We start from the raw sequence: 15,079 nt of genomic DNA, 5'->3' as shown, positions 1-15,079 counted from the left end.
ATCTTTTCCTAGGGCCACCGACTTCTATACCCTTATTATCTGATTTTGGTTTCCCAGAAATGATAGTGGTGAATCACGATCCCTAAAATTGTTAGGAAAATCAATGTTTCTTTATTTTTTCGATAGTAATGTATTCTTTCCCATTAAATAACCAACGTCAAATCACAAAGCTGGCCCCTTCTCCTTGGGCGGCTTGCCAACTACGGGCATCGTAGTATAAATCCTCTAGGGAAATCGTAAATAGGGCATCCCGAAGTTTTTGATGTAGGCGTTGCCATAGGCTGAGGGTAACCCAATCGGCAGCAGCTTGATCCGAGGTGGGTGGGGCTAAAAAGAGTGGATCCAAGGATTCCCCCACAGCCTGTAAAATTTGTCCTAGATAAATATCCCGTGGCGATCGCGCCAGTTGATAGCCTCCCTGGACTCCCCGCAGAGATCGCACTAATCCGGCCCGGCGCAGATCGATTAAAAGTTTTTCCAAATAGGGGGCTGGTAGCTGTTGGCGTTGGGCGATCGCCCGTACTGAGGTGGGCCCATAATTGGGCTGGAGACTCAAATCTAAAAGAGCTTTAACACTATAGTGGCCGCGGGTGGTCAGTTTCATGGGGGAATTATTTGGGTTGCCCCAGGGTCGTGATATAGAGAACCGCCTCTTCAAGGGGAATCCCTAGCAATTCATTCACCTGATCATCAAAAAAGCCACCAATACCACTCACACCCAAATTCAGATGAGTGGCTGCCAAATTCAGACGTTGGCCCAAATGCCCCGCATCTAAATGCAAATAACGGTAGGCCCGCTCCCCATGGGTAGTAATGGCTGATTCCAAATCGGCGGTATGGAAAATGACGGCTGCCGCATCCCGTCCTAAATCCTGATTTAAGCAAAGATAGTGAAGTTCTTCGCGGAAATTCTTAAACCGAATCTGGCGCAACTCATGGGCCTGGGGAGCATAGTAATAGCAGCCCTCCTCTAAGCCTGCCACATCAGACACGGCAATAAAGGTTTCAATGGCACTGAGATCAAAAAAGTCGGGATAGGAATCTAAGCCTTGTTCCTGATAGTACTCAGGGTGGTAGGTAAAACTGAGCAGGGCCGCCAGTTGATGCAAATGAATAGATTGACCACTATAGTCACGGGTCGATCGCCGTCGTAAGATTGCCGTTTCCAACCCCTTTAGACCCCCTTGCCAGTCCATGGGCTGGGCTTCAAGACTAATTTTAGAGCTAAAGGGAAAATTGTATTTATCGCTCTGCTCCTCCTCCGGTGGGTCTTCTGGTTCTGGCTGACGATAGATATTTTCCGTAGACGTGATCCGGCTTTTCTGGTGAATATAGGTGAGCAACTCACCATCGGAGAGATCGGGATAGTCAATACAAATGGGCGAGGGAAGAGTTGTGCGTAGGGAGGGTAGATTTTGCTCCACTTCCAGTAAATCCGCTAGGGGGGCGATCGCCAAGGTGCTTTCTTGACGGCCATCCAGATAGAGTAAATCATTCATCTGTTCATCCAGAAAACCGCCAATTAGATGGAGATGGTAGTCATTCAAGTTAGCCGCCAATTCTAAATTACCGATTAGATGGCCCGAATCCAAGCAAATGCGTCGGTAGGCGCGATCGCGATAACGCCAGGAAGAGCGGAAAAATATAGCCGTAATGACCACAACCAAACGAGTACTTTCTAGGGACGGATGCCACAAACAGGCTTCTTGAAGTTTTGACCAGACATTACTTTGCCAAAATTGAATCAGGCTATGGTTCTTAACTTGGTAATTGTATAGCCCCGCTGGCAAGAGACTATCGGCCCGGCTGATCAGGTAAACCTCGGCAGGATATAACCCCCCCGCAGAGGGGGCCGATCGCATATAAAACGGTTGCCCAGGATAGTTCACCACCCCCGTAATGCCATAGCTTAAATACAACAGTCGGGAGAGACGCTGCCATTGCTGCTTTTCCTGGGGGGGGCGCACCCTAGGGGAGGATGCCCCGGACTCTTCTTCCATGTACTCCTTCAGGGAGAAGGTCTGGCCCAGACGATAGTCTTTATAGATCGCCGGTCGCTGACTAAAGTCCAGATCACCGGCATGGCGGGAAAGGGTTTCCGGGGAATACTTGGTTCGTTCGTGGTAGTGACGCGCAAGGGGGGGCTGCACCGTAGCCATAGGCTTACCTAAGGAAAAGAGGGCTTAAGAAAACATTAAGTAATTTTAACTTTTGTAACCAGACCTCGTACAGTCAAAAAAAGGTAATGAGTAATAATACTTATTATACAGTGAAGATAAAATATTAAATCAACTATGGATCAACGGAACGCTGAAGATTTAATTCAAGCCTATCAAGAAGGTAAGCGTGATTTTAGCAACCTTGATTTAAGCGGGCTAAGTATTTTTGAGGCAAATATGCCCGAAGTAAACTTTCAGGGGAGTTGCCTACGATTAGCCTATCTTCCCTATGGTCAATTCAATCGCCTTGAGGCCCCCGGTGTTGATCTTCAGGGGAGTGAATTGGGGGATATTCAACTTTATCAGGCTAACCTCAGCCACGCCAATCTTTCCCAGGCCAAATTAGTACGGGCAAATTTACGATCGGCAACCTTAGCTGGGGCCAGTTTGGTGGAGGCCAATCTTCAGGGGGCCGACCTACGCTATGCGGATCTGCGGGGGGCTGACCTACGGCGGGCAAACCTGAGTCAGGCAAACCTGGATCAGGCTAATTTAAGCGATGCTCACCTAGAGGGGGCAAATTTATTTCGGGCAACGGGGGTGGCAGTGGGTACGGCAACCTTTGATTTTACGACGGTACATCCCGATGGCCATCAGCATCACATCGATGGAGACTGAGTTGATGGGAGCTAAGCTTGTATAGAGGGTTAGGGGTACGAGATCATGCAGCTTTACGACCGCGATTTTTATGCTTGGCTGCAAGAACAAGTCGCACTGTTGAAATCAGGGCAGTTGGATCAACTTGATATTGTGAACCTAGTGGAGGAAATCGAGTCCTTGGGCAGGCAAGAACGCCGCGAATTGGTCAATCGCCTGGGGATCCTTTTGGGGCATTTGCTCAAATGGCAGTTTCAACCCCGACGACGGAGCAAAAGTTGGACAGCTACGATAGTTGGGCAGCGACAAGATGTGCAGGAGTTGATAGATGATAATCCGAGCCTCAAGCCCTATCTGATAGAGGCAATGGAAAATGCCTATCAAAAAGGTGTGTTACTTGTGCTCAAAGAAACACCACTATCCCAGAACGATTTGCCATCCCAGTGCCCCTACACCTTTGAGCAGGTCATGGATGCCGACTTTTACCCTGGGTAACGACACATTTCGGCTGTCCCCAGTCTCAGCGATCGCAAATGGGGGGCGTTTTTTTGAGTCGTTCATAAATCTGAGGCATCGTACAATGGGAAGCAATTTTGGCGACGATGGGGAACATCGGTAATTTCTAAAAATTTCTAAAAACCAGACTAAAAATCAGAAGGATGCTACGAAATGGGATTTGATTTGACGGCCGCCTTAAACTACCTGGATAGTCCGGGGGATTGGCTCGGCCTGCGCTACATCAACGAACGTAGCACAACGCGCATGGCCCGTAATGGTCAACCAGAGATGAACCAGCGATCGCACTCCCAGGGGGTAATGGTCGAGGTCTTAGCCCAGGGGCAATTTGGCTATGCCGCTACCCATTGTCTTACGCCTGAGGGAATACAAGCAGCCGCTAACCGGGCCTACTCCCAGGCGATCGCCGCCGCACCTTGGCAAAGTCACCATTTTACTGCAACGGCTCGACGTAACCCTAAGGGGCAATATCACACTCCCCTAGGGCGAACCCTAGATGCCCTTAGTCCAGGAGAGATCAATGATCTGCTCATTCAACTGTGCGATCGCCTAAAGGTTTCGGAATCCATTGTCCAAACCCGGGCCCTGATCCAAACCGTCGAAACCGATAGTCATTGGGTCAGTAGTGCCGGCGGCGATATTCAGCAGACCCTTGTGCAAGTTATGAGTGACTATGGGGCAACGTCCCAGGACGGTGACATCGTCCAACATCGCAGTGATCACGGCCTACTCGCCCGCTCCTATCAAGGGGGGTTAGAGTTCATTCATCCTGAGAATATCCTCCATCGGGCCATGGAGGTGGGGCAGCAGGCCGTAGAACTATTGCAGGCCCAGGAATGTCCCACCATGGCCACCACCCTGGTATTGGCTCCTGATCAGATGATGCTGCAAATCCATGAAAGTATTGGTCATCCCCTAGAGCTAGACCGCATTTTAGGGGATGAGCGGAACTATGCCGGCAGTAGTTTTATTAAGTTGGAGGACTTTGGTAAAAAGATCTACGGTTCCCCCCTCCTCAATGTCACCTTTGATCCAACCATTCCCCAAGAACTGGCCAGCTATGGGTATGATGATGCGGGTTTGGAGGCAGAGCGTACCTATTTGATTCAAGAAGGGAAACTATTGCGGGGCCTAGGCAGCCTGGAAAGTCAACTGCGCTCTGGCGTTGAGGGGGTCGCTAATTTTCGGGCCTCGTCCTGGAACCGCCCACCTATCGATCGCATGGCCAACTTAAACCTGGAACCGGGGGATCGGAGTTTTGCAGAGATCATTTCCGGCATTGAGCAGGGCGTATATATGGAGTCCAATCGCTCTTGGTCCATTGATGACTATCGTCTCAAGTTTCAATTTGGCTGTGAGTACGCCCGCCGGATTGAAAATGGCCAACTCACCCACCCCCTGCGGAATCCCAATTATCGGGGCACAACGCCCACATTTTGGCAAAATCTGATAGCGGTGGGCGATCGCCAAACCATGGGCATTTTTGGTACACCCTTCTGTGGCAAAGGAGAACCCAACCAAGCGATTCGGGTGGGCCATGCCTCCCCAGTCTGTGCCTTTGCGGATATTCATGTGTTTGGTAGTGAGGGGGATTAAAGTGAGGGAGACTAATAGGGTACAGATTAACCACAGGATTGTTTTTACTAGGGTGTAATATGACATTCCAATTCAACGCCGATTCCCAAGAACAGGAATCCCTAGGGCGATCGCCGGCGGATTTAGGTGTATTTTTCAGTGATACCTGGCAGATCTATCAAAAGATTTTGCTTAATAATCACATGCACCACAAAGAACTCTATGCTTTGGTTCAATCCATTAGCCATCAACAGCCCCATCCCTTTGAAATGTTAGACCTAGGCTGTGGCGATGCAAGTTACACAGCAACAGCCCTGAGAAATAGCCCCATTCAAGCCTATACAGGGGTAGACGTTTCTCCTGTAGCCCTTGAAATTGCAGCCCATAATCTTGCAAGTTTAAGTATTCCGATTCAATTAATTGAGAAGAGTTTTATTGAATTTATTGACGAAAATCAGAAAAATTTCGATCTTATTCTCATGTCCTTTGCCTTACATCACTTGGATCTGACCGCCAAAGATCAATTTTTAGGTAAACTTTTACCTCGATTAAATCCTGGAGGTACATTTATTTTAATTGATGTTTTTCGTCAAGAGGGAGAATCATTACCGGCCTATTACGATCGCTACATTCAGCAAGCCCATAAAAGCGGTTGGAAACTGACTCCATCTGAATTTATCACCATTAGTGATCATATTATCAGTAGTGATCTACCTGACTCCATTGCAACGATTACAATGCTGATCCAGTCCCATGGATGCCAGAACATTGATTGCTTATTTTTAAGTCATGATACAACCATTGGTTTACTCAAAATCAACCATTAATTAGAATTAAAATTCCCGGAACGTTACCACCAAAGAATTAATGTTCTTTCGTTGATTCTTCTCAGTCGCCATGTTCATCAGGGCTAGGCTCTCCCACCCCCTTCACCGGCGTATAAATCAGGCTTGTCATAGGAGATGCCAGTTCCCTATGCAAAATTTGATAGAGGCGATGAATCCGGGTAACGGTATCGTAGGGCTTACGACCATCTTTGTTTTCCAGAAAAAAATCTGGGGAAGAGGATAAATTTTCGGATAGGGGCGTTGGCTGTTCGCGGTGGGCACAAATGGTATGCACATCCCCATTCACAAGGCCCTGGCTCAGGGTATGAATATCGGGGTAAGGAATCACTTCTAGGCGCAGGTAATGTTTGTTGGCAATACGCCGGAACTCTTGCAGAAGCTGATGGAAGGGATCAGGGACGGATGGCTCTGAAGAAGGTTCTAGAGCAACACTTAGGGGATTCACGGGTTCCAACGGCTCTGGCAGAGATGGGGCTTGGATGGGCGCGGACTCCATTTCATCCTTAAGAACGCCTAGGCGCATCACCAGGGACGATCTCACCGCCACCGCACTCAGGGTCACCGTTAACATCGTGCCGACTAATGCCTCGGTCAAGGCCACATCCGCAGCCCCAAACACCGCATAGACAAGGGCTGCCACCGCTCCCAAAATTCCCCGAATCACCAAGGCGTGATAAGGATTCCCTTGAAAGACCACCATGGCAGCGGTCAAGGGCAGGAGGGCGGTAATACCATAGACGTAATTATCCATACTATCCATTAGGATGAACTATCGGAAGGATGATCACTGGAGCAATAGGCCAAGACATAGCCCAGCACTGTATTCCACATCACCAAGGAAATGAGGGCTAGGGTCAGTAGGGGCCATTCCTGGGGAATTTTGATCAGAAGTCCAATAATCATCGTCATTGAACCTAGGGTATCTGCCACGGATAAACTATGGAGCTTAAATAGGATCGATCGCCGCCCTAGGAGGGGAAAGGTTCCCCAAAACCAAAAAATGATGCCGATTAAAATGCAAAGATCACTCAGACGATCCGCCATTACACCCGTTTTACCTCAAATTCCTAGCGGCTTCCTAGCTGTTGACAACATCTCTTAACCGCTTGATCACATGGGCTAAAAGCATGAGGGCAGCATTGCCAACACTGAGGATAATCACCCCCACCACCCCCAACATCCCATCGTCCCGAATAACCGCCACAATCAAAATCATGATGGATGTTTTAGTAGAGATACTGGCAAAGGCAAGCATTTTCTGCCAAACATCCTCACTTTTCCAGGCCTCATAGAGGGGAATTAAAAGAATGATCAGCATGGCAATCAAAAAACCGATCACGGGCGTTTCCTCCTAGGGCTGACCCGATGAATGGTGTACCATCCCTTTTTGTCATAGCTGAGAACAACGGTTTTCGGGGTAAAGGTGATCCGAAAAATATCTAAGAAGATCAGTCCCGGGGTTCGCCGGGGAGGTACCTGCTCAAGGGTCATCTCTTCGTACAGGTGGGGGCGAAAAATGAGTTCAATGGCTTCAGCATAGGCAATGGGAATGGCTAAAATGACTTTTCCAAGGCTCATGGCCCAATCCTTTAGGGTGGCGGTTCCCCTAGGGCCATGGGGTAAGACTAGGGCGATCGCCAGGCCAATTAAAATATTGGTCAGACTTAAGTCAGCGGTCAGCAAAAACCAAATCATTAAACGCAAAACAATTGTCAGGTAACGCATCCTTGGTTCTCCGGTACGCTGATTTTCGTTCCCAAACCTTTTTACTTAAACCCTTATTATTGATATAGAGAAAATGATATATCACCCAGAAAAATTTTAGTCGTAAAGTTTTACGAGCCTGCTTCTCTACCATAAAAAGCTGCCTTGGTTAGCAGTATTAAATTTCTAGTTTTATGGGGCAAAGGAGTCAAAATTCCTAGAAAAAAGTTTGCTATAGTTTGCTATAATGACTTTTGCTCCGCTGGAGAGATGGCTGAGTGGTCGAAAGCGGCAGATTGCTAATCTGTTGATAGGTTGGTAACTCCTATCCGAGGGTTCGAATCCCTCTCTCTCCGTATTATTCAAATCTAAGTTTGTCTATAAACGTCTTAAATCCCTTATAGGGCAAGGCTTATAGCTTATTGATACCTCTAGGGTTGTCTTGTTTGGTCTATGGACATCTAGGGGCAACTGGGGGCACAATTGGGGAGACAGCCCAAACACCCTAAAAAATGTGCCCCCTATGAAGCTAACGGATATTCAGATCAAGGCGATCAAGTCAACTGAGAAGACCATAAGGCTATGGGATGGTGAAGGACTCTATTTAGAGATTCGCCCCCCATGCTCCAAGGGCTGGCGGTTTAAGTATCGATTTAATGGCAAAGAGAAGCGGATCAGCCTGGGGGCTTATCCCAAGGTTTCGCTAAAAGAGGCACGAAAACGGCTGGAGGAAGCAAAGCGGGTACTGGCTGATGATAAAGACCCCTCAGCCGAGCGTCAATCTCGAAAACGAGTGAAAGCCTTTAATGCAGCAAATACGTTTGAAAAGGTTGCTCGTCAGTGGTGGGAAACCCAGTCCCCAGGTTGGAAAGATCGCCATGCCGATGATGTCCTCCACAACTTTGAGGTGGATATTTTTCCATTCATTGGGCAACGCCCCATTGGTGACATCGATGCGCCTGAATTGCTGGCTGTCCTACAAAGAGTCGTGGATCGCGGTGCGGTGGAAACTGCCCGTAGAGAATTGGGGAATTGTCGGCGGGTGTTTGGCTATGCCTTGGCCACAGGACGCGCTAATCGTAATCCGGGAGCAGACCTGGAAGGAGTATTGCCCCCTAAGCCGAAAACGAAGCATTTTGCAGCCTTCACCAAGCCAGAGGATGTGGGCCGGCTAGTTAAACTCATCGATGAGTACTGGGGCACTTTCGTTGTGTGCAGTGCCTTTAAGCTGGCTCCCCTATTCTTTGTGCGGCCGGGTGAGCTACGCAGCGCAAAGTGGGCAGAGATTGATTTTGAGGCAAGGGAATGGCAATATCTTTCGACTAAAACAAACATTGACCACATTGTTCCGCTGGCCAATCAAGCTATTACGATTCTCCAGGCACTCCAGCGGGTTACTGGCCATGGCATCTATTTATTCCCTAATGCCAGAGATAAGCAACGCCCTATGTCGAGTGGTTCGATTACGGCAGCCTTAAGGGCAATAGGCATCACCAAGGAAGAACACACCTGGCATGGGTTTCGGGCGATGGGCAGAACGATTTTAACTGAAGTGTGCCATTACCCTCCTGAAGTCGTAGAGCTTCAACTAACCCATTGTGTTCGTGACCCCATGGGCAGGGCGTACAACAGGACGACATTTTTACCGGAGCGGAAAAAAATGATGCAGTCCTGGGCAGATTATTTGGACAAATTAAAAGGAGAGGTCTGATGGCGATCGATTGGGAAATGCTTGACCTTGAACCAGGGCTTGAGCTTCTGGATGCTGCATTCTATTGGTGGGAGATTGAGCCAACGGATGAGGCAAGGCGAAATGTACCAGAACAAGTAAAGAGGCTTTACGAGAGCTTGCGGGTGCATTGGGGGCTGGAAACATGGGCCGGACTAGAGAAAGTTGCAGAGTGGAAAGAATTTGAAGTTAAGGACTGGGAGGCGCGTCTAGCGGCGGGCGAAGTTTTGAGTGACGACGAGATGGAACTTTACAACCAGGCACGCGCAACATTGCCACAGGCTTTGCGCCGCAAAGAGAGGCCGCCACGTCACTATGTGACCCATGAGCAACTACGGGAGTTTGCCGACAAAAAGGATAAAAAGCCAGCATTTCTATTCCCAGAGGTCAGAATTACTCAAACCAAGGTGTTGGAAGAACTGCATCCCACTGAACGCAAAACCTTGTTATCTATTATTAAAAGATTCCTGGAGTTGCAGCACATAGATATTGACCAACGGGAAGCGACAACAAAGTTCATGGCGTTAACTGGCATCTCTGAAAACACAGCCAGAAAGTACCTTAACCAAATTAAAGAGCTTGAGTAAATAAAAACCGCATTGCGGTTTTAATTTACTCATTGCGTTTTCAAGAATAGAAATCATCCCAAACTGAGTTTGTTCTGAATTAGAGAAACACGCTCATGTCGGAATTACCCAAAGATGGTTTCTTACGCATTAATGATGTCCTGAAATTTATCCCTGTGGGCAAAAGCACCTGGTGGGCAGGGATTCGCGCGGGGAAATTTCCCAGTGGCATCAAACTTGGCGCGAAAACTACTGTTTGGCGCGTAGAGGATATTCGGAATTTAATCGAAAACCCGACCGGCGGGTCGTTAAACGCGCAAAAGGGAACCCCCACCGGGGCAAATCGGTGAGGGTTCAAAAGCCTGTGGGGGGCGGCTTGATTGAAGCATCTACTCAATCTTAAAGCCTCCTAGTTCAAAAATAAAATCTAGGAGAAAATAATGCTTCATTTTGACTGCGAAACGGCGATCGCCCACTTGACCGCCTTGGGTTACGGGGAGAGCGAAACCGCCTATTTTCGAGCGATCGCCCCAAAAGGCGGCGGCATTAACTTTGAAGGCAGAGCGGGCAATCTACCCACCAAAGAGATCGAAAAACATCAGACCCAAAAGCGCGGGATTTACTTTGTTGTGAATGGGGGCGGGCAAAAAGACCAGGAGGTTAAATCCTGCCGAGCTATTTTCTATGAACACGACGATTTAGAGAAGGAAATCAGCGCAAACCTGTGGCGTACCTTGGGTTTGCCAGAGCCGACAGTCCAGGTGGATACCGGAGGCAAGTCAATCCACTCCTACTGGGTGTTTGACGAGCCGATCGCGCCTGGGGAGTGGAAAAAACTACAATCCGACCTACTGGAATTTGCTTCAGGCGATCGCAGCCTGAAAAATCCCAGCCGGGTAATGCGGCTTGCCGGAGCCGTCCACCAAGGCACAGGGCAAAAATCTACGATTGTGGGCAATACGGGCAAGCGGTGCTCCTTCCAGGAGTTACGGGCTATTGTTCCAAGCCGGGCCAATCCTCCAGAACCCTCACTACTCCTGCCATCCAATAAATCTGACGACGAGATTTTACTTGCCTGTTTAGCGGTACGACACCGTGATTTAGTGACGGGTGGAGCCGGAGAGGGCAGCCGGAACAGTAGCGGGGCAGCACTAGCCCGCGATTTAATCGGAACGGCTCAATGGCTGCGGGGCAAGGGCTTTTACCCTGATCCTCGTGGTCTTTTCGATTCGTTTTGTGCCCGCTGCAACCCTGCCCTGGATGCGCGGGAGGCGGATCTGATTTGGCGATCTGCACAATCGTCTAACCCAGGGCCCTCCCTCTCGGAGGACAAGCTGGAGAATTGCCTATTGGCGGTTACTAAGCAGTCCCCCTCTCCCCAGCCCAAAAAGGATCATCCCCAGGCGATCGCCGACGAGGGCACAGAATTCCTGCAAAAAGCCTGTGCAGCCCTCTACCCCAAGGACGAATCTTGGATCTGCTTTGGGAATACTTTGTACAAGTGGGAGGGAACCCATTATCAAGCTGTGCCCGACGAATCGGAGTTCCCGCGACTTCAGGCGTTTTGCAATCGGTATTGTGTCACCAAAATCGACAAGACGATGGGCGAAATTGATACTTTTCCTTTTGCCAAGCCGACTTTCGTTAAGCAAATTTTAGAGTGGCAAAAATTCGGGTGTACAGTAACCGAGGTGAATCCCCCAGGGCTGAACTGTCGCAATGGGTGTCTATCCTTCGTTTGGGAGGCGAAGAATTTGACGGTCGAACTCCAGCCCCACGACCCCACCAAACATCTATATATAGGTGAACCTGCGGCAACCTACGACCCCCAGGCTGACCCCGGCGACTACAACAAACTCATGCAGTGTCTTGATCCTCAACCCCGCGAGATTTTTCTGAAGACGATCGCCGCAAGCCTTGACCTGTCCACAGTACGCAAATTCAAGGGACGGGCGGTAAAGGCCCTATTTCTAAAAGGCGACGGCTCAAACGGCAAAGATACCCTTCGGTCAATTTGTCAGATGTTACTGGGGCAGGGGCGAATCAGTGGTGTTTCTGTGACCGACTGGCAAGCGTATGACTCAGGGCGGAAGTTTGGCGTTTATGCCTTGCGGGGGGCGGCGATCGCTTGGCCCAGTGAGAATGCAGACGTTGGGCGGATTGACCAATTAAAAGGCTTGAGGGCGGCGATCACCGGCGATCCAATCGACTTTGAACGAAAATACTCGGATTCAATCCAGGAGCAGCCTAAAGCGGTTTTTCTTTTTAACCTCAACGAAGCACCTAATCTAGTCGCGCAATTAGAGGCCACCAAGTCACGGTGGGGCATAGTCCCTTTTAACAAAACCTACGCGCAAAACCCCGTCGCAGGGCAGCTACAGGCGGACGCGCGATACAAGGAAGACCCTTCTTTTATTCAAGACAAAATTCTTCCCGCATTCCTGAACGACCTGATCGCCCACCTCCAAGCGGTGGTAATCGAGGGAGTGGATTATTCTTCCACTAACCATTATCTTGATGAGATTCAGCGGGAATCTTGTCACCTGCTTCAGTTTTGCGAGGATGCCGGGCTAGTATCCGACCCCACCGGACAGGTTCCTGTTAACGAGCTTTGGGCGCGTTTGCGGGATTGGTACATTTCGCAAGGCACTTTGATTGTCGAACCACCCACCACCGCCAAGGGCAAGGAAAAACTCACCTGGGTTGACCAGGCTAAACGGGGCGACAAAAACGTAAAGGGTGTGAACCAAATAGCGTCCCGTTTGCTGGAGATTTTTCCAAAAGCGAAAAAGCTGCGGGAGCGCATAGAAAATTCAACAAACTATCGCCCAGTAATCTTAGGAATTAGTTTTGCCCAAACTGCCCAAGATGCCCAAGATGCCCAAGATGCCCAAGATGGGGTGTCTAAAACCCTCTCAGGGAAAGAGGTTGAGCCTTCTTGGGCAGTTGAGCAAGTGCCCAAGATCAACCCCCCAACTGCCCAAGATGGATCCCAATATCAGGGGTCGATTCTGGAGACAACAAGCACTCATGGCAAAAAAATCACCAATGGGAATCTTGGGCAAGGCAGCGAAGATAACCCCGATCTTGGGCAGTTGTACCCGAAAATCAAACTGCCCAAGATGGTCTGAAACCCTCTCCTGGCAAGGCTTCTAGTAACGGTCATCTTGGGCATCTTGACCATCTTGCCCAGTTTGAGCAAAACAACTCTCCTGAGAATTTGGAGGCAGATTCCTGGGAGGGGATTTTTGAGGAATGAATGCAAATTTTGCGAAAGATCACGGTTGGCGACCCCGCCAAGTCCGGCAGTTAATCCAAGCCCTGCACATTCCTGCCCAGCCTTCAGAACGCAGCCGCGAGGATTTGGAGAGGCTAGAGGCAGCTTTAGCGAAGGGGCCTGATTGGTTCAGCCATGCCCACGATCCGGTAGACGATCGCCCCGCACCACATCCAGAAATCCAGGAATTAGCCCAACTCCTAGGGATTCCCACTATGCCGGGCGATCGCACCGAAGCAGAGCAGGAGCGACTAAACCAAGCCCTACGACTATCCCCAGACGTGCGGGAGTGCTTTCGGTTTGTGGCGATCGCCCGCCAAGAACAGATCAAAGACCCCGATATTTGGGCTGATCTACTCCTTGTTTTTGCCGAAGTCTTCGGGACTCTCCCCCAGGAGAAAAAAAGATTCTGGGCGGCGTTGATGTTCAGCGATCGCCAAGCCCTGAAGGAAGCGGCATCGCAAGCGAGTCGCTAACTGTGGAGGAATTTTATCCCTGACTGTTTTTCAATTGCCTTAAGTGTTCCAATAGGAAGGATTTTATTCCCATGAATTGGCACAATCGTTGTTTTTCGGGTGTCTGGTTGAAAAAGTTTCCGATGGGAGCCTGTTTGTCCCACCTCCACAAAACCAGCAGCTATTAACTGTTTGATAACTTCACTGGCTGTTAGTCGTGGTGTTTTGGGCATAGCTTACCTAACGTCCAGTATCAGACTAGATCAAACGGTTAACTTCAAGGTCTCTCTTGGATTGTCCGTGTCAAGGAATTGGTCAGGAAGGGGTTCAAGCATCAACTGGATCGCCTCTTTCAAACTGGCGATCGCCTCTTCCTTTGTGTGGCCGCATGAGGAAACAAAGTTTAGCTCTGGGCACGTTGCAGAGTAAGCGTCAGCGTCCTTATCCCATTCCAGAATCACGCGGATCAACATTGTTTTTCCTTCAACCGACTACCTCTATAGTGGCGTAGTTAGGGGTCAACTCGTCAAGAATCCTCATGTCCTGCGCCCTGAAGTGTAGGGTGGGTTAAAATATAGGCCTACCGCCGTGCTGGGTGGGAAGTGACGCTGGTGGACTTGCAAGTTAGCCGCTGCATAGGACGAAGCCAGAAGTGGGCAACCATCACTAGCGGGAGAAACTCGCTGACCAAGCACTTCACTCATGTAATTGCCCCCGGGTGCTTTCTATGTTGCGATCGCACTTTTGGGGGCAATCTGGCGTTTAGAGGCATCCCTCATGAGTAATGATTTTGCGATTCACAAACTCAAAAGAGACTACATTGCCGGGCAAGGAAACCTGAAAGCCCTAGCAGCAAAGCATGGAGTCAGCTATCCCACGGCGCGGCGGCGGTGCAAAGCCGAGAACTGGGGAGCGGATAAATTAGCAACCCAGGCAGCAGCAGACACGATTCAGGGGGCGATCGCCCATCGCATTAGCCAACACGACCCTATAGACCAGATCGGACTACTGGAAGCAGCGATCGCAGACGTGAAGGAATGGGGGCTGATGGCTCCAGTCAAATCCAAGGAGGGGGCGATCTCTGCCCTCGTTAAATTACTCGATGCCTACCGGGCCCGTCGTCCTGAAACCATAGAGGACATTATCAAACGCTGTGTAGAGCTAGACATCCAGCCACAGGATTTTATTCGCAAACTAGAGGAAGCGTGGCGGCAGCAGCCAAGATTCAGGTAGCGATCTCTAATCTTGGTCTGGTTGCCACATATCGAGGTCGGAATCTCGCTTGGAGCGTTCTTTCTCCCACCATTTCTTGGATTCTTCAACCATTGACTTATAGTCTTTTTTCAACTCTTTCTGATCTGCCTTGCTGATTGGACGATCAAAGGGCGGTAATTTGGAAGCCATCATTTTCACCTCTCTAAAATCCCATCCAATCCTATTTTATCAATCTAAGGTCTACCCCATGGATGGGGCGATCGCCCAGGCTTAAAGGTTTCCTACCGTAATTGATTACGATCCCATCCCCCCACAGAGATCGCCCTGAATTGCTATGAATAAATCTCACTTAGCCAATGGTTGATTATTTTTATCCAC

General features: G+C 49.5%; 19 protein-coding genes and 1 tRNA gene. 11 read left to right on the top strand and 9 right to left on the bottom strand.

What is annotated here, in order from left to right; all coding sequences use genetic code 11:
* Positions 1-157: 157 nt before the first annotated feature.
* On the bottom strand, positions 158-604 hold the full coding sequence (locus tag L3556_RS06185) for an Rrf2 family transcriptional regulator (RefSeq protein WP_277866432.1): 447 nt from the start codon (positions 602-604) through the stop codon (positions 158-160).
* Between the two features lie 7 nt (positions 605-611).
* Positions 612-2,159: a SagB/ThcOx family dehydrogenase gene (locus L3556_RS06180; protein WP_277866431.1), complete on the bottom strand. Its 1,548-nt coding sequence runs from the start codon at positions 2,157-2,159 to the stop codon at positions 612-614.
* 135 nt (positions 2,160-2,294) lie between these two features.
* Between L3556_RS06180 and L3556_RS06175 the strand changes: the two genes are divergently transcribed.
* The 4 genes from L3556_RS06175 (at position 2,295) to L3556_RS06160 (ending at position 5,734) form a co-directional block, all read left to right on the top strand.
* Positions 2,295-2,837 (top strand): pentapeptide repeat-containing protein, encoded by a 543-nt coding sequence (locus L3556_RS06175; RefSeq protein WP_277866430.1) that lies wholly within the window; start codon positions 2,295-2,297, stop codon positions 2,835-2,837.
* 45 nt (positions 2,838-2,882) lie between these two features.
* Positions 2,883-3,311: a DUF29 domain-containing protein gene (locus L3556_RS06170; RefSeq protein ID WP_277866429.1), complete on the top strand. Its 429-nt coding sequence runs from the start codon at positions 2,883-2,885 to the stop codon at positions 3,309-3,311.
* 174 nt (positions 3,312-3,485) lie between these two features.
* The gene (locus L3556_RS06165; protein ID WP_277866428.1) at positions 3,486-4,928 is read left to right on the top strand and encodes a TldD/PmbA family protein; all 1,443 of its coding nucleotides are present in this window, start codon (positions 3,486-3,488) and stop codon (positions 4,926-4,928) included.
* Positions 4,929-4,987: 59 nt separating this feature from the next.
* Complete coding sequence (locus L3556_RS06160; protein WP_277866427.1) at positions 4,988-5,734, top strand: class I SAM-dependent methyltransferase; 747 nt, start codon at positions 4,988-4,990, stop codon at positions 5,732-5,734.
* A gap of 61 nt (positions 5,735-5,795) precedes the next feature.
* Here the strand turns inward: L3556_RS06160 and L3556_RS06155 are convergent, their stop codons facing one another.
* From L3556_RS06155 to L3556_RS06140, 4 genes are read right to left on the bottom strand one after another with little or no spacing between them, the layout of a single operon-like run.
* A complete protein-coding gene (locus L3556_RS06155) occupies positions 5,796-6,506 on the bottom strand; it encodes a DUF4040 domain-containing protein (protein WP_277866426.1) in 711 nt (236 codons plus the stop codon).
* Between the two features lie 8 nt (positions 6,507-6,514).
* Positions 6,515-6,799 (bottom strand): monovalent cation/H(+) antiporter subunit G, encoded by a 285-nt coding sequence (locus tag L3556_RS06150; protein ID WP_277866425.1) that lies wholly within the window; start codon positions 6,797-6,799, stop codon positions 6,515-6,517.
* A 34-nt stretch (positions 6,800-6,833) separates the two neighbouring features.
* Positions 6,834-7,073, bottom strand: coding sequence for a hypothetical protein (locus tag L3556_RS06145; RefSeq protein ID WP_338405729.1), 240 nt, complete (start codon positions 7,071-7,073; stop codon positions 6,834-6,836).
* 17 nt (positions 7,074-7,090) lie between these two features.
* Positions 7,091-7,480, bottom strand: a complete 390-nt coding sequence (locus L3556_RS06140) for a cation:proton antiporter (protein ID WP_277866423.1) — start codon at positions 7,478-7,480, stop codon at positions 7,091-7,093.
* A 243-nt stretch (positions 7,481-7,723) separates the two neighbouring features.
* Between L3556_RS06140 and L3556_RS06135 the strand changes: the two genes are divergently transcribed.
* The 6 genes from L3556_RS06135 to L3556_RS06110 all read left to right on the top strand — a co-directional run bounded on the left by L3556_RS06135 (position 7,724) and on the right by L3556_RS06110 (position 13,507).
* Positions 7,724-7,815: transfer RNA gene (locus tag L3556_RS06135), tRNA-Ser, on the top strand.
* 167 nt (positions 7,816-7,982) lie between these two features.
* A complete protein-coding gene (locus L3556_RS06130; RefSeq protein ID WP_277866422.1) occupies positions 7,983-9,170 on the top strand; it encodes a tyrosine-type recombinase/integrase in 1,188 nt (395 codons plus the stop codon).
* Positions 9,170-9,775, top strand: coding sequence for a hypothetical protein (locus L3556_RS06125; protein WP_277866421.1), 606 nt, complete (start codon positions 9,170-9,172; stop codon positions 9,773-9,775). The genes L3556_RS06130 and L3556_RS06125 overlap by 1 nt, the downstream gene beginning before the upstream one ends.
* A 95-nt stretch (positions 9,776-9,870) precedes the next feature.
* A complete protein-coding gene (locus L3556_RS06120) occupies positions 9,871-10,104 on the top strand; it encodes a helix-turn-helix transcriptional regulator (protein ID WP_277866420.1) in 234 nt (77 codons plus the stop codon).
* Positions 10,105-10,194: 90 nt separating this feature from the next.
* Complete coding sequence (locus L3556_RS06115) at positions 10,195-12,885, top strand: DUF5906 domain-containing protein (RefSeq protein WP_277866419.1); 2,691 nt, start codon at positions 10,195-10,197, stop codon at positions 12,883-12,885.
* Positions 12,886-13,009: 124 nt separating this feature from the next.
* Positions 13,010-13,507 carry a hypothetical protein gene (locus tag L3556_RS06110; RefSeq protein ID WP_277866418.1) on the top strand — a complete coding sequence of 166 codons (498 nt, stop codon included), beginning with the start codon at positions 13,010-13,012 and terminating at the stop codon, positions 13,505-13,507.
* On the opposite strand, the gene L3556_RS06105 is transcribed toward L3556_RS06110, so the two are convergent.
* Both L3556_RS06105 and L3556_RS06100 read right to left on the bottom strand, forming a co-directional pair.
* The gene (locus L3556_RS06105) at positions 13,504-13,719 is read right to left on the bottom strand and encodes a type II toxin-antitoxin system HicA family toxin (RefSeq protein WP_277866417.1); all 216 of its coding nucleotides are present in this window, start codon (positions 13,717-13,719) and stop codon (positions 13,504-13,506) included. The genes L3556_RS06110 and L3556_RS06105 overlap by 4 nt on opposite strands.
* A 30-nt stretch (positions 13,720-13,749) precedes the next feature.
* A complete protein-coding gene (locus tag L3556_RS06100) occupies positions 13,750-13,959 on the bottom strand; it encodes a type II toxin-antitoxin system HicB family antitoxin (RefSeq protein ID WP_277866416.1) in 210 nt (69 codons plus the stop codon).
* A gap of 235 nt (positions 13,960-14,194) precedes the next feature.
* Between L3556_RS06100 and L3556_RS06095 the strand changes: the two genes are divergently transcribed.
* On the top strand, positions 14,195-14,719 hold the full coding sequence (locus L3556_RS06095; protein ID WP_277866415.1) for a hypothetical protein: 525 nt from the start codon (positions 14,195-14,197) through the stop codon (positions 14,717-14,719).
* Positions 14,720-14,725: 6 nt separating this feature from the next.
* Here L3556_RS06095 and L3556_RS06090 read toward each other — a convergent pair whose 3' ends face one another.
* Positions 14,726-14,893: a hypothetical protein gene (locus L3556_RS06090; protein WP_277866414.1), complete on the bottom strand. Its 168-nt coding sequence runs from the start codon at positions 14,891-14,893 to the stop codon at positions 14,726-14,728.
* Positions 14,894-15,079: the final 186 nt, after the last annotated feature.

The organism is Candidatus Synechococcus calcipolaris G9 (assembly GCF_029582805.1).
GTDB classification, from domain to species: domain Bacteria; phylum Cyanobacteriota; class Cyanobacteriia; order Thermosynechococcales; family Thermosynechococcaceae; genus Synechococcus_F; species Synechococcus_F calcipolaris.
This window is presented reverse-complemented; position numbering and strand designations above follow the sequence as displayed.

Coding starts and splice junctions, on each gene's coding strand:
- L3556_RS06185 (WP_277866432.1), bottom strand. CDS start 604: ATGAAACTGACCACCCGCGGCCACTATAGTGTTAAAGCTCTTTTAGAT.
- L3556_RS06180 (WP_277866431.1), bottom strand. CDS start 2,159: ATGGCTACGGTGCAGCCCCCCCTTGCGCGTCACTACCACGAACGAACC.
- L3556_RS06175 (WP_277866430.1), top strand. CDS start 2,295: ATGGATCAACGGAACGCTGAAGATTTAATTCAAGCCTATCAAGAAGGT.
- L3556_RS06170 (WP_277866429.1), top strand. CDS start 2,883: ATGCAGCTTTACGACCGCGATTTTTATGCTTGGCTGCAAGAACAAGTC.
- L3556_RS06165 (WP_277866428.1), top strand. CDS start 3,486: ATGGGATTTGATTTGACGGCCGCCTTAAACTACCTGGATAGTCCGGGG.
- L3556_RS06160 (WP_277866427.1), top strand. CDS start 4,988: ATGACATTCCAATTCAACGCCGATTCCCAAGAACAGGAATCCCTAGGG.
- L3556_RS06155 (WP_277866426.1), bottom strand. CDS start 6,506: ATGGATAATTACGTCTATGGTATTACCGCCCTCCTGCCCTTGACCGCT.
- L3556_RS06150 (WP_277866425.1), bottom strand. CDS start 6,799: ATGGCGGATCGTCTGAGTGATCTTTGCATTTTAATCGGCATCATTTTT.
- L3556_RS06145 (WP_338405729.1), bottom strand. CDS start 7,073: ATGCTGATCATTCTTTTAATTCCCCTCTATGAGGCCTGGAAAAGTGAG.
- L3556_RS06140 (WP_277866423.1), bottom strand. CDS start 7,480: ATGCGTTACCTGACAATTGTTTTGCGTTTAATGATTTGGTTTTTGCTG.
- L3556_RS06130 (WP_277866422.1), top strand. CDS start 7,983: ATGAAGCTAACGGATATTCAGATCAAGGCGATCAAGTCAACTGAGAAG.
- L3556_RS06125 (WP_277866421.1), top strand. CDS start 9,170: ATGGCGATCGATTGGGAAATGCTTGACCTTGAACCAGGGCTTGAGCTT.
- L3556_RS06120 (WP_277866420.1), top strand. CDS start 9,871: ATGTCGGAATTACCCAAAGATGGTTTCTTACGCATTAATGATGTCCTG.
- L3556_RS06115 (WP_277866419.1), top strand. CDS start 10,195: ATGCTTCATTTTGACTGCGAAACGGCGATCGCCCACTTGACCGCCTTG.
- L3556_RS06110 (WP_277866418.1), top strand. CDS start 13,010: ATGAATGCAAATTTTGCGAAAGATCACGGTTGGCGACCCCGCCAAGTC.
- L3556_RS06105 (WP_277866417.1), bottom strand. CDS start 13,719: ATGCCCAAAACACCACGACTAACAGCCAGTGAAGTTATCAAACAGTTA.
- L3556_RS06100 (WP_277866416.1), bottom strand. CDS start 13,959: ATGTTGATCCGCGTGATTCTGGAATGGGATAAGGACGCTGACGCTTAC.
- L3556_RS06090 (WP_277866414.1), bottom strand. CDS start 14,893: ATGATGGCTTCCAAATTACCGCCCTTTGATCGTCCAATCAGCAAGGCA.